13 protein-coding genes are annotated in these 12,431 nt (G+C 39.4%); 6 read left to right on the plus strand and 7 right to left on the minus strand.

The genetic code is table 11. From position 1 onward, the window contains the following. Positions 1 to 27 precede the first annotated feature (27 nt). The 3 genes from MTF64_RS06055 (at position 28) to MTF64_RS06065 (ending at position 1,489) form a co-directional block, all read left to right on the plus strand. Complete coding sequence (locus MTF64_RS06055) at positions 28 to 294, plus strand: hypothetical protein (protein WP_248450896.1); 267 nt, start codon at positions 28 to 30, stop codon at positions 292 to 294. A gap of 154 nt (positions 295 to 448) precedes the next feature. Then, the gene (locus MTF64_RS06060) at positions 449 to 766 is read left to right on the plus strand and encodes an antibiotic biosynthesis monooxygenase (protein WP_055018474.1); all 318 of its coding nucleotides are present in this window, start codon (positions 449 to 451) and stop codon (positions 764 to 766) included. 294 nt (positions 767 to 1,060) lie between these two features. Next, positions 1,061 to 1,489, plus strand: a complete 429-nt coding sequence (locus tag MTF64_RS06065; RefSeq protein ID WP_248450897.1) for a retropepsin-like aspartic protease — start codon at positions 1,061 to 1,063, stop codon at positions 1,487 to 1,489. Between the two features lie 59 nt (positions 1,490 to 1,548). Here the strand turns inward: MTF64_RS06065 and MTF64_RS06070 are convergent, their stop codons facing one another. Next, on the minus strand, positions 1,549 to 2,736 hold the full coding sequence (locus MTF64_RS06070) for a PQQ-dependent sugar dehydrogenase (protein WP_248450898.1): 1,188 nt from the start codon (positions 2,734 to 2,736) through the stop codon (positions 1,549 to 1,551). On the opposite strand from MTF64_RS06070, the gene MTF64_RS06075 reads away from it, so the two are divergent. Further along, entirely contained in the window at positions 2,721 to 3,167 is a 447-nt protein-coding gene (locus tag MTF64_RS06075; protein WP_248450899.1) for a hypothetical protein, read from the plus strand. The genes MTF64_RS06070 and MTF64_RS06075 overlap by 16 nt on opposite strands. A gap of 78 nt (positions 3,168 to 3,245) precedes the next feature. Here MTF64_RS06075 and MTF64_RS06080 read toward each other — a convergent pair whose 3' ends face one another. Beyond that, entirely contained in the window at positions 3,246 to 4,508 is a 1,263-nt protein-coding gene (locus MTF64_RS06080) for a valine--pyruvate transaminase (protein WP_248450978.1), read from the minus strand. Positions 4,509 to 4,747: 239 nt separating this feature from the next. On the opposite strand from MTF64_RS06080, the gene MTF64_RS06085 reads away from it, so the two are divergent. Both MTF64_RS06085 and MTF64_RS06090 read left to right on the plus strand, forming a co-directional pair. Further along, complete coding sequence (locus MTF64_RS06085) at positions 4,748 to 5,842, plus strand: endonuclease/exonuclease/phosphatase family protein (protein WP_248450979.1); 1,095 nt, start codon at positions 4,748 to 4,750, stop codon at positions 5,840 to 5,842. 144 nt (positions 5,843 to 5,986) lie between these two features. Then, positions 5,987 to 6,406, plus strand: a complete 420-nt coding sequence (locus MTF64_RS06090; protein ID WP_029772660.1) for an MAPEG family protein — start codon at positions 5,987 to 5,989, stop codon at positions 6,404 to 6,406. A 427-nt stretch (positions 6,407 to 6,833) separates the two neighbouring features. Here MTF64_RS06090 and MTF64_RS06095 read toward each other — a convergent pair whose 3' ends face one another. From MTF64_RS06095 to MTF64_RS06115, 5 genes are all read right to left on the minus strand, one after another. Beyond that, on the minus strand, positions 6,834 to 7,058 hold the full coding sequence (locus tag MTF64_RS06095; RefSeq protein WP_248450900.1) for a hypothetical protein: 225 nt from the start codon (positions 7,056 to 7,058) through the stop codon (positions 6,834 to 6,836). Positions 7,059 to 7,532: 474 nt separating this feature from the next. Then, positions 7,533 to 8,807 (minus strand): Ig-like domain-containing protein, encoded by a 1,275-nt coding sequence (locus MTF64_RS06100; protein ID WP_248450901.1) that lies wholly within the window; start codon positions 8,805 to 8,807, stop codon positions 7,533 to 7,535. 33 nt (positions 8,808 to 8,840) lie between these two features. Continuing rightward, a complete protein-coding gene (locus tag MTF64_RS06105) occupies positions 8,841 to 9,353 on the minus strand; it encodes an outer membrane beta-barrel protein (RefSeq protein WP_248450902.1) in 513 nt (170 codons plus the stop codon). A 174-nt stretch (positions 9,354 to 9,527) separates the two neighbouring features. Next, complete coding sequence (locus MTF64_RS06110; RefSeq protein WP_248450903.1) at positions 9,528 to 11,375, minus strand: ABC transporter ATP-binding protein; 1,848 nt, start codon at positions 11,373 to 11,375, stop codon at positions 9,528 to 9,530. A gap of 91 nt (positions 11,376 to 11,466) precedes the next feature. After that, positions 11,467 to 12,306, minus strand: a complete 840-nt coding sequence (locus tag MTF64_RS06115; RefSeq protein WP_029772658.1) for a hypothetical protein — start codon at positions 12,304 to 12,306, stop codon at positions 11,467 to 11,469. Between the last annotated feature and the right edge of the window lie 125 nt (positions 12,307 to 12,431).

Raw genomic sequence — 12,431 nt, forward strand, 5'->3', positions numbered from 1 at the left:
TGGGCGTTATGTACTTTGTCTCATAAAATGAAACTAATAGAAGTAATTGAAAAAATTGACGACCTTGATGACGAAGCAACAATCTGGGTAAAAGTCGGTGAGGAATTAAATACAAGTACTAAAGCTGTTGTTGCAGCAGAAGATGAATCTGGTTTAAATCCCATTTTTGGTGGCGTCAAAGATAGGTACTTTCTGGAAGTGTTCATAGCCAAAGAAATTATTGAAACAATGCCAGAAGCAACGACTTCACAAAAAGTAAATAGGATTATTTATTACGCTATTAACGATGCGTAACACCAAAGGAAACGAGGTTGTTTTATGCACGTACATAACAACTCAATAAACTCGCTCACTTCGTTCGCTGGGACGCATACACGCAGGGCGGCTTCGCCATTATGCCCTACGTGCCTGCGCCCGTTATTGAAAAGTTATATGCCTAGGAGCACCAATGTCAGTTATCGCGAATACGCCTAAACCACCATATTATGCTGTCATTTTCACCTCGACACGAACAGAAGATGACAATGGTTACGGTGAAATGGCCAATAGAATGGTTGAGTTAGCAGAGCAACAACCTGGCTTTCTTGGTGTAGAATCCGCTAGAGAAAATGTGGGAATAACAGTTTCTTACTGGGCAGATTTAGATTCCATTAAGAATTGGAAGGCAAACTCTGAGCATTTAGAAGCTCAAAAAACTGGGCGTAAATCTTGGTATGCTTCCTTTAAAGTGCGTATATCTAAAGTAGAACGAGACTACGGCATATAACAAGTCAATTAAAAACGCTGGGGTCAAATCTTGACTTCAGACATCAAGTCGCAATTTGCTCAAAACACCTTTATTTAAGCTATTATATTTCTCTAAAAGCGAAGTGGCTGTAGCCCTCTTTGTGAATTAATTGGCTTTAAGAAAATTAGTTTTTGTATTTTTAGCTTCAGAAATATCAGCCATGTTTTAACTACAAAAGGGTGTAAGTGCAAGCTAGCGACTTAATATTTATAAGGTTGTGTTAGAAGGTAACTGTAGTAGAGTGTGTTTCAATTAACCTAAATAAGGAACATTATGGAATTAGCTAAAACCACAAGCTTGCAATTTGAAGTAACAGAAACAGGCCATCAAATTATTCAGGCTAAAATAAACGGGTATACAGTACGTTTAATTTTAGATACAGCGGCGGGTGCATCTGTTTTAGATAGAGCATGTATAAACAAGCTTGGAATACAAGAAGAACTAAGCGAGGAAAATGCCGCAGGTTTAGGTACATCCAAACACGAAATGGGCTTAATAGACGTTTTAAAATTTGAATTGGCAGGCCAATTGTATCAAAGTACAGAGTTTGTATCACTCAACCTAGACCATGTTCAGGCCGCTGGTGGTGGCGATACAATACATGGATTATTAGGCTCTCCATTTTTTAGAAAATACCAAGCTATATTAGATTTTGGTACTAATACACTGACAATTAGTGAACCATTGTCTGATTGTGAGTGATTAAAGCGGCTCCCTTAAGCCGCTATTATAGCGAAGCGCCTCTTAATCCCCTTTGTGAACTACTCTGGCTTTACCAACACCAGCTCAGCATCTTTCCCATCGGTTAATATCGCTACATTACCTTTAGCTGTAATAAACACATCTCTGAGCCTGCCTTTAGCCTCTGGGAAAATATGCGATTGGGTGAATTCGCCATTAGCCAGATTAACGCTGTAGAGCTTTTTATCAACGAGGGTGGTAATGAGCACATGTTTTTGAAGTGAAGGGAATACGGCGTGTTTAGTGCCGTAATACGCCATGCCTGACGGGGCAATTGATGGCGTCCAATCTACGCTTGGCTTTTGCATACCGGGGTAGTCTCTAAATGGAGAAATACGTGCTTGTGAATAATCGTCACCGTAGGTGATCACCGGCCAGCCGTAGTTGGTAGCTGGCGTTAAGTAATTTAGCTCATCGCCACCGGCGGGGCCGTGCTCGTGGCTAATAATTTGCTCGGTATCGTAATCATACACTAAGCCCTGTGGGTTTCGGTGACCGAGCGAGTAAACAGCGTGTGCATTGGGGTTTTTGTGATTAATAAATGGGTTATCTTTTGGAATAGTGCCATCTAGGTTTATGCGTAATAGTTTGCCAAGTTGGCTGGTTATTACTTGTGCTTGCTCTCTAAAATCAAAGCCATCACCAGTTGAAAACAGTAGAGTGTTGTCGGGTAAAAAGAGGGCGCGGCCAGCGTAGTGTTGTGGGGTATTTTTATCAGTCGCTACTGTGTAAATAATAACAGGCGTTGAAAAGCCGGTACCATTAAACGTAGCTTTTGCAATTACTAGGCGATTAGCCTCAGCTGTGCCTTGTGCGTAGGTAAATATAACTTCTTTGCTGGTGTTAAAATTAGGCGAGAGCACTATATCGAGTAAGCCGCCTTGGCCTGCAACGTATAAACCTTCAAGGTTTAAATTTACTCTAGTTTGCTGATTGTTTTTTACAATAACAACGTGGCCGTCGCGCTCTGTAATTAGCCATGACCCGTTTGGTAGCTTAACCATGCTCCACGGCGAATTTAATTGTGCTGCGAGTGTGTGAGTGCTGTATTGCTCTTTAGGTAATTCAGCAGCACTGGCTGTAGATGCAAAAAGCCCTACAAACAGCCATAGCGCTAATTGAGAGAGTCGTTGTTTACATTGCAAGCCTTTGCTACTGTAAGAAAAAAGCTTTATTTTAAGTTGAGATAACCATGCCATTTTTAACACGTTTACTCCCTATATTTTTAGTTTCTTGGTTATTTACCTTTACGCTTGCTAGCTTGTTTCATAGCCAATACGTTGTCAATCAATTAGTTGATGTGGGCGTTGTGGTCAGCTTAAGCGACCGTATTAACTTAACGCTAGATGATTGGTTAGGGCTATTACCTACCTATGGCGCTATTATTGCCATTGCTTTAGCTATCGCTTTTTTTGCTGTTGTGTTACTTGTTAAAAAGTTTGAAAAATACAGCATGGTGTTATTTGTGGCATCGGGTATCACTGCTTTTGCCGTGGTCTTAGTGGCGATTGAGTCGATTATGAATATTCATATTATAGCGGGCGCTCGTGGATGGGGATTTTATTTGCAGTTACTAGCAGGTGCTTTAGGTGGCTTGCTGTTTGCCCTGTTAACCAAGGCGTTAGCCCCTAAACAGTAGGTTAAATAAAAAACACAGTGGCTAACGCTAAGCGTTAACCACCTCGTTAAAATACGATGTATAACGTTAATTAAAGCGCTACATAATAAGCGCCTTAATAGCCTCTAAGCCTTTTCTGAGTGTGGCTTCATCGTTGGCGTAGTTAATGCGTACGCACTGGTGTTTGTGCTCCCAGCTATCTTCAATGCCAATAAAAAAGTTATGCCCAGGAATTATATATACATCTTGCTCTTTGAGTTTTTGATAAAGCATTTCGCTGGTTATTTTTGAGTCTTTAAACCATAGCCACATAAAAAACGCGCCTTCGAGTTTATGCAAATAGACAGGTAAGTCTGCAAAAATTTCATCAAACAGGTTTATGGCTATCTCTGCTTTATTTTTATAAAAAGGCAATACCGTATTTTTACACAAAGGCAGTAATTCGCCTTCGTTAATTAAGCGGGTTACTAAGCTTGGGCCAATAGCGTTAGGCGATAACACCATAGAGCCGTTAACACGGCCAATGGCTTTAATTATTTCGTTATTGGCAACCACAATACCAGTGCGCAGGCCTGGCAAGCCCAGTTTTGAAAGCGACATACACAATATAATGTTTGAGTTCCACGTAAGGTTTGCATCGGTGTAAATACAGCCCGGGAAGGGGTCGCCGTAGGCGTTATCAATAATTAGGGGGATATTGTACTTGTGTGCAAGGGCATCTAGATGGCGTACTTCCTCATCGGTAATGACATTACCAGTTGGGTTGGTAGGGCGCGATACGCACAGTGCGCTAATACTGGTATCGTTGGCTAATACGTTTTCAACTGCATCAAAATCAATGACATATTTAAATTGCTTAGAGCCACTGGGGGTATTTAAAATTTCGATGTCGGGCATGATTGCCACAAACATATCATCAGATAAACCTTGGTCGGCGTAACCTACGTATTCAGGCGCAAGCGGAAACAAAATACGCTTATTAGTGCCATCGCTCATTTTGCCCGCAAGCATATTAAATAATACAAAAAAGTTAGCTTGGCTCCCGTTACCCAATGCTATGTTTTGTGGTGTTAAGCCCCAGTCAAACTCGCTATTTAGCTGTTTAGCAAGGGCCGCTCTAAATTCGTCATTGCCAGTTGGCCCGTCGTACAAACCAAATACTTGCGATACTTTATTACTGGCTACTAGCTTTTGTAATTCATCTAAAAATACGGCATTAATCTGTGGTACGTGTGCGGGGTTACCGCCACCTAGCATAACAATATTTGGATTATTGCTTGAATTAGCGCTGCCTAAATCTTCCATAAGCTGCGTTATTCCGTTGGGTTTTGTAAATTTAGTACCAAAATTTGAGTAGTTCATAATACCTATGTGTGCGCTAATAACGAGGAGGGCAGTATAGCGTAAATAAAGGGCTTTATTTGCATGTTGAGAATAATTCACGGTTTAGAACTTTAAACCCTTTAGGGTATAATTAACGCACTTTTATTCGCTAGGCTATTGTTATCAGTAATTTTGAATCGACATTACATCACACTACGCTTGAGGCTGAATCTGCCGCTGATTTAAACGAGCCTGTAGTAAAAAACACGCAATTTAAAATAGCCACGTTTAATTTATTTAACTACCTTGAGCCGCCTAATGCGTATTACGATTTTGAAAAAATTTATACCGCAGAGCAATGGGCACGCAAACAGCGTTGGATTGTGGATTATTTAAATGAGTACACGCCTGATGTAGTAGGTTTTCAAGAAGTATTTAGTATTGAATCGCTAAAAGCGTTAATGGCGCAGCAAGGCTATACATATTTTGCTGTGGTTGATACGCCAGAGGTGATTGATGATTTTATTTTTAAACGCCCGGTCGTGGCAATAGCGTCTAAATTTGAGATTGTTGATGTAGCAGCGGTTAAGCACAATACCGAGCTTGTTGAAATGCTTGGCCTTAATAGTAATTTTACGTTTAGCCGTAAGGTGTTAAGAGCAACCATTAAATTACCCCATGTAGGTAATACCGACTGTTATGTAGTGCATTTCAAGTCAAAACGAGCCATGATTGAAAGCGATGAAAGTACTACTAGCTCAGCCAAAACCGAGCCACCCTCAAGCGAAAAAAACATAATAGACGCTCTCAAAGCAAATGTGGCTGGCTCGTGGGGCTCAACCATTCAGCGCGGTAGTGAAGCTACTTTACTAATGATAGAAATGATTGCCCGACGCGAAGCTACACAACAGCCTATGGTGTTAATGGGCGATTTTAATAACGACCTTGCCGATGGTGTGTTGAGCCATTTACTAACGAATACATTGCGATTTGCCCCAGCGTTTGATGTTAAAACATACCTTGCAAAATATTGTTTAAATGACGCGTGGCAGTTATTTAAAACACTAAAAATGAGCCAATTTACGGCGCACAACACCCAGCAAAACGCTGCCAGCCATCCAGATGCTCAACAAAGTAATTCCCCCGCTGCGCCATTATTAAATCGCAGCCCTACCCATTACTATGGAACGAGTAGTACGATACTTGATTATATTTTACTCTCGTGTGAATTTGACCCAAGTTACGATGATAGCTTTTATGAAGTGAGTGATTATCATACATACGACAGGCATTTAATAAACCCAGAATACGAACGAGACGATTTAACAACCGATCACGCAGTGGTATCAATTACGCTAACGTTAAGGAGTTAATTCGTGGGTAACATTTATAAATAGCTTTGCAGCTTTTACATTATTATTGAACCTATAAATTACAAGTTATTAATTATAATGAACTTATTTTAGGCTTAAAACTTGCCGTAACTACTAAATTAAAACAATTTTAAGGACATAAAAATGACTGAAGTTGCGCTTTCTGCCTATATGGCGTTTTACGTTTACTTAATAATGTTAGTGGTACAGTGGTCGGTAGCTACCTTTAGCAAAGCTAAACAACCTAATGCTGTACCGGGTAAAATTAGCGATGATTTATCGCACGACAGTTTTATATTTAGAGCCCATCGTACTTTTCATAACACACTAGAAAACAGCGCGTTGTTTATTGGTACTGTGTTGTTTGCATTTGTTATAAATTACCAAAGCCCTATATTTGCCATGTGTGTTTGGGTGTATGTAATAGCGCGATTAATTCATATGGCGCTGTATTACGTTATAGCCACAGAGAAAAACCCAAGCCCACGCACGTACTTCTTTTTAATCAGTTTTATAGCAAATATTGTCATGCTAATTTTAATTGGTTTAAGATTAATGGCTTAAACAAGCTAAACGGAAAATAAAGTTAACAACCACTATTATTTTAGGCTTTTGGCTGGCGAGGGTATGTTAGTCAGTAGCTTATCATCTAGCATAGAGATTGCGTATAGTATGTATAGTTCAAAAGAGCGAATACTTTTGATTGAAGCGGCATTTTCATTTGTAAAGCAACAAGATGAAATTGATTACAATTTTCTGTATAGAAGTTTAGTTTTGACTGAAAGTGAAATAACCCATTTAGTAAATAACTATAATGATTAGTTGTTAGGTAAGGGAATTTAAAGCTTAGTGAGTGTCTCAGCTTATAAGTACTTTCCTTTAAGTCTCAACGAATGTGTTTTAAAACGTATTAAATGCGGTAAGTATACCGCAAACATTAGAGGGTTTGTAAACACAAGTTCCGCAATTAATAAGTTAAGTTTTTAATATATTACTGGGCTTTATAAACTCGTATCCAATCTACCCAAAATATACTTTTATTGGGATCTGCAAGCTCAGATGCATTGGGCTTAACGTCTCGCCATGGCTGATGTTCCATATCCAGTATTATGTGCATAGGCTTGTTTAAGCCTGTTCCGTTAGTATAGTTTTCAGGATCAATAATATTAGGGCTAGGGACACTTCGGACCAAAACACCATCTATATAGTAATCCAAATTCCACTCATCCTTCCAATGTACTCCATATCTACGAAATTTATTGCGGTATGTTTCTCCGTTGTTGTAAACCCAAGAGGCAGCGTCCTTAGGCTGATAGTCTTGAAATGGGTCTCGAATAAATTCGTGATGACTCACATGCATATGCTGGTCAAACCACTCTTGGCCAATTCGGTCGCTACCATATGACTCCATAGCATCAATTCTTGGGTAGAATCAGTACTAAGCATCTATACAGCATTTGCCATAGTGTTGTTTGTTGGTTTTACCATCGCCTCTAGGTATAGGGGGTAAGTAAAGGTTGCTTTAGAAGAAATAATACCTGAGAGTACTTTGTTCGTTCTTGCTTTTTTGGTTGCTTGTAGACCAAGCGGACAAACCTGTAAAGAGGAAGAGAGTAGAAAGGATAAAGTGAAGGCCTAGTAAATTAAGACCTTCGTTCTGAGCTATTTGCTTGACGTATTTAACTATTTTTTATTCAATATTGATTTGTGTACTTGTTACTATCCCATCGTAATTGACAGAAACGATAACTGTACCGTTACTATTTGAATTACTCGTTAATCTATATCTAGCCTGATTGGTTCCAATATTAATTAATTCAGCATTTGCAATTGTGCTACCATTTACACTCCAATTCGCAAATTCTGAAACATTCAAGCTAGAAGAGGTATCACTATAGTTAGCGGTTAATGTTAAATCTAAAGTACCCAGAGGGCTCAATGTTAATGGATTTTCAGCGTCATTAATTTGAATACTTTCTAGGGTTGCGTCGCCTTCAACTTGCACGGCTATTGTTTTATACACTCCACCACAGGTCGCAACAAGCTCTGTAACGCCTGGTTTTAATGCGAGTAAAGTACCTTTATTTTCGCCCTGCTTTGTAACACCGACAGTATATGAATCTAACGTAGACCACTTTATAGTATTGTCTATATCGAAAGGAGAAGGGTTGTTTATTAGATTGGCTTGCGCAGCTACGCTTATACGAGAACCTAAGTTTAATTTGATAATATCCTTAGATGTATCATCAGAAAGAATATCAATACTCTCTAGGTTAGCTGGGTTGGCTGTGACAATTAAGGTATCCGATATGTTACCTATATTCGCAGTAATTGAAGTGTTCTCAATTTCACTTGATGAGGTATATAGTGTACCGTTGTTATCGATTAACGCGCTTGTTTCATCATCAAGAGTAAAACTAATATCTTTTATTGTATTTAAAGATATATAGCCATCTGAATAAGTAATATCTGCACTAATACTTGCTTCTATACACGTATTAATGTCACCTATTTCTGGTGAGGCTTGTTTTAGTTCTATGTTCGAAACGGCTTCATCACTAATTGACATTTGTCCTTCACCGGATATTTCATTTATTGTAGTGCCAGTAACCGTAATCAAGCCTCTATCCAGTGGAGAATTAGTAATGGCTGTCACTAAGCCACGACTATTGACAGTGGCTACTTCGGGGTCGCTTGTACTCCAAGTAAGCTCATCGGTTACATCTCTCGTTTCTCCGTTACTATCTATACCCATGGCTTTAAGCTGAAATTGTTCTCCAGGTCTAATGCGTGTTTGATTATTGATAATAGTAACGGATTCTATAATTGTACCTTCAGTGCGAAGCTCTTCGAGAGTTACTGCTTTTTTTAGGTCGGTTGACTCAGTATCAGAGCCACAGCCAGTAACTGCTATTAATAATATCGAAATAATAGAGAGTTTGTGAGAGGTGTGTTTTATTGCCATTTTAGGATTGTACCTTTTAAAATGAGAGAATGACTAAAATTGGTAAGTAAAACCAAGAGAAATAGCTGTTATCTCGATATCGTCTTTGTCATAAAGTGATTGATAGCCAAGCCTTACTTGGGTGTTGTTTAAGTATGGAATATCTTGGTGCATTGCCACACCCCAAGCAAAACCTTTATATTGAAATTCATCATTTATAGTTTCTTCAGGGCCATTAACTGTAATATCTGTATGCGCATAGCCGACTGAAACATCTAAACCGAAACCATTAACAACATCAGACTGCATTACGAAAAATAACGCGGCACTTTTTTCTATATCGAATTCAATGCGATAAAGGTTATCTTTCTCATTTGCGGTTAGGTATTGGGCTTCAAAAGCCATATTATTGTTACTGACCCCTAAACGAAGTGCAGTTGATTTTGGCTTAACATCTTCGTTACTAATTGCCATTTCAGGTAATACATAGTCAACACCAATATATGCGGTGTCTGCAAAACATTGCGTTGAGGCACAGAATAGGAGTAGATAAAGAGTTTTTTCCATGTGAAAGTAAACTATCCGTAAATTATTATAAGTAAGGATGGTATATAATTGACTTAACTTAATCAAGGGAAGAGATTCGCTTGGATAAAATTAGGAACAAATTATAAATATTTGATTTAATAGCGTAATGCGCAATAAAAATCGCGCTATTTTCGGCTTATAATCTTATCTTGGCTAATCTACACCAATAAACCCACCGGTTTGATGTGCCCAAAGGCCAGCATAAATACCATTTTGTGCAATGAGCGCTTCGTGGCTGCCTTGCTCTACAACACGTCCTTCATCAAGTACAATAAGTCTGTCCATTTGCGCAATGGTCGATAGCCTGTGAGCAATGGCAATCACAGTTTTACCTGTCATTAAATCATCTAGGCTTGCTTGTATTGCGGCTTCAACTTCTGAGTCGAGCGCGCTGGTGGCTTCATCGAGTATTAAAATAGGTGCATTTTTCAGTAATACCCGCGCTATAGCGATACGCTGGCGTTGCCCACCAGAGAGGGTTACACCGCGCTCGCCTACTTGAGCATCAAACCCTTTATTGCCTTTGCTATCTTCTAAATCGCTTATAAACTCGAGTGCTTTAGCTTGCTTGGCAGCGCTGAGCATTTCGGCTTCTGAGGCATCGGGCCGGCCGTATAAAATATTATCTTTTACAGAGCGGTGAAGCAGGGAAGTGTCTTGCGTAACCATGGCTATATAGCGGCGAAGGCTTTCTTGGCTTACATCGGTAATGTTTTGGCCATCAATTTTAATCGTCCCCGAATCGGTATCGTAAAAGCGCAGGAGTAAATTAACTAACGTTGATTTACCAGCGCCAGAGCGACCCACTAAGCCCATTTTTTCACCGGGTTTGATATGTAGGTTTAGGCCGTTCATTACCGGGCCGCGATTAGTTTCGTTAGCGGCTTTGCCGTAGTTAAAGTGAACATTTGAAAACGCGATATCGCCCTTAGAAACGGCAAGCGTTTTTGCATCGGGTTTGTCATCTACTTTAATTGGCGTAGATAAGGTTTTCATGCCATCGGTTGCGGTACCAATGTTTTCAAACAAGCTGCTTATTTCCCACATGATCCACTGCGCCATGCCATTTAATCTAAGCGATAAACTAACCGCAACAGCAATGGCGCCTGCGCTAATTGCACTTAGCGACCATAAATAAAGGGATAGTGCGGCCACACTAAATACTAATAAGTAATTTAGGCTATTAATGGCAAAGTTAAGGCTGGTTACTAAACGCATTTGCTTATAAACAGGCTGTAAAAATACATCCATACTTTGTTTAGCGTATTGCTCTTCACGTTGTGTATACGAAAAAAGCTTAATGGTCGATATATTTGTATAGCTGTCGACTATACGGCCGGTCATTTCAGAGCGCGCATCGGCCTGTGAGCTGGCAATTTTTTTAAGTTTTGGCACAAAGTACATTTGAATGGCGGCATAAATAATTACCCACACTAAAAGCGGTAGCATTAAACGCCAGTCAGCTTCTGCAACTAAAAACACCATAGCGCCAAAATAAACCACAATATACATTAGTACATCGAGCAGTTTCATTACGGCTTCTCGTACGGCCAGTGATGTTTGCATTACTTTTGTGGCAATACGCCCTGCAAACTCGTTTTGATAAAAGCTAATACTTTGGCGTAATAAGTATCTATGCGCCGACCAACGAATCGACATAGGGTAATTACCCAGTAATGCTTGGTGCAAAATAGCCGAGTGAAAAAACACCACTATAGGCAATATCACTAAAAGCACTATCGCCATTTTTATAAGTTCGGTTTTTTGCTCTTCAAATAGGGTTTGCGGTGTGTAGGTGCCCAACCAATCTACTAATTGGCCCATATAGCTAAATAACGATACTTCTAAAATGGCAAGCAGGGCTGCACTAACAGACATTAAAACTAACGACAGCTCCATACCTTTAGTGTAATGACGACAAAACGCAAATAATGTAGAGGGCGGCTGCGTTGGCTTTTGCTCAGGAAATGCGTTGGTCATTTTTTCGAATAATCGATACATTTTATAAACTTAAATGACAAATAATAGAAAATGATCATACCATTTAAGTGGCGCGCTGTAGATCTTTAGCGACTAATTTACACTGCTACTTTTATCGAATAGGGTTTGTGAGATTTACGCCTTTAATCATATAAATGTCGTCATAGCGTAAACCGCCATTTCCGTAAGGCTTTTTATGTGGGCCCGTATTACAGTTAGCTAAAAAATAGCTAAGTGGGCGCTCGCGTTTCATTCTAAAGGTGGCATTTTTATACACTAAGGTTTGGTTTTTAAATTCTCCGCCTTGTACATATACATTGTATTGCTGGCCTTGCATTTTTACCGATGCATTATTAACAACGTACCAAATGTTGTACCAACTGTTTGTATCAAGTGGTTTAGCCGATTGCGCTTGTGCATAGTTTTGAATATTACTATAGCCCTTATCAGTTTTGACCATTAGCGCCCCGGTATTGACTAAGCCGTTTGATTCGGTTTTATCGGTTACTCGTAGAGTGGCTTCAAAGGCGTCGTAGCCATGAACGTTTATTTGCTCTGGCTCTAAGTTACTTAATCCAAAAGCATGGTTATTTGGAAAAGAGGCAACGTTAATACGGGTAAAAAAAGTGTAGGTTTCGCCAACGGGCACTGTTTTTGGAAGCTTTTTATAGCTGAGGGCTTTGCGGTTGCCGACAATACCATTTTCGGCAGGCTTTTTAATTAAAAAATGGTTAATCCCTTTGGCTGTGTCCTCAACTTCTATTTTAGTTACTTGTGGGTTAGCGACATAAGGTTGAGTTTGGTTGTCTGTGTCGGCCTTTGTCCAACCTTTTAGCGGTTGTTCAAAGTTATCTACTAATAACCACTTTGCAGAGGGAGCGTTTTGATTGTTTTGGCTACAGGCTAATAATCCTGAGCAAGCCACTAACAGTAAGCTGTATTTAACGCGCATAATCCCTCTTTTACTAATGTAAGTATAAGTATATAAATTGGTAAACCAATATATGACTTTTAATTTTTCAAACTTAAAATTTATATAACCAATTTGGTGTAAATTAGTCAACCAATATTGTGTTT

Origin of the sequence: Pseudoalteromonas sp. 2CM41L, from assembly GCF_023161905.1 — a bacterium.
In the GTDB taxonomy this organism is placed as follows: Bacteria; Pseudomonadota; Gammaproteobacteria; order Enterobacterales; family Alteromonadaceae; genus Pseudoalteromonas; species Pseudoalteromonas atlantica.

What these genes read in the sequence shown, in the direction of transcription:
- MTF64_RS06055 (WP_248450896.1), top strand. Translation starts at nt 28, where the DNA reads ATGAAACTAATAGAAGTAATTGAAAAAATTGACGACCTTGATGACGAA.
- MTF64_RS06060 (WP_055018474.1), top strand. Translation starts at nt 449, where the DNA reads ATGTCAGTTATCGCGAATACGCCTAAACCACCATATTATGCTGTCATT.
- MTF64_RS06065 (WP_248450897.1), top strand. Translation starts at nt 1,061, where the DNA reads ATGGAATTAGCTAAAACCACAAGCTTGCAATTTGAAGTAACAGAAACA.
- MTF64_RS06075 (WP_248450899.1), top strand. Translation starts at nt 2,721, where the DNA reads ATGCCATTTTTAACACGTTTACTCCCTATATTTTTAGTTTCTTGGTTA.
- MTF64_RS06080 (WP_248450978.1), bottom strand. Translation starts at nt 4,508, where the DNA reads ATGAACTACTCAAATTTTGGTACTAAATTTACAAAACCCAACGGAATA.
- MTF64_RS06090 (WP_029772660.1), top strand. Translation starts at nt 5,987, where the DNA reads ATGACTGAAGTTGCGCTTTCTGCCTATATGGCGTTTTACGTTTACTTA.
- MTF64_RS06100 (WP_248450901.1), bottom strand. Translation starts at nt 8,807, where the DNA reads ATGGCAATAAAACACACCTCTCACAAACTCTCTATTATTTCGATATTA.
- MTF64_RS06105 (WP_248450902.1), bottom strand. Translation starts at nt 9,353, where the DNA reads ATGGAAAAAACTCTTTATCTACTCCTATTCTGTGCCTCAACGCAATGT.
- MTF64_RS06110 (WP_248450903.1), bottom strand. Translation starts at nt 11,375, where the DNA reads ATGTATCGATTATTCGAAAAAATGACCAACGCATTTCCTGAGCAAAAG.
- MTF64_RS06115 (WP_029772658.1), bottom strand. Translation starts at nt 12,306, where the DNA reads ATGCGCGTTAAATACAGCTTACTGTTAGTGGCTTGCTCAGGATTATTA.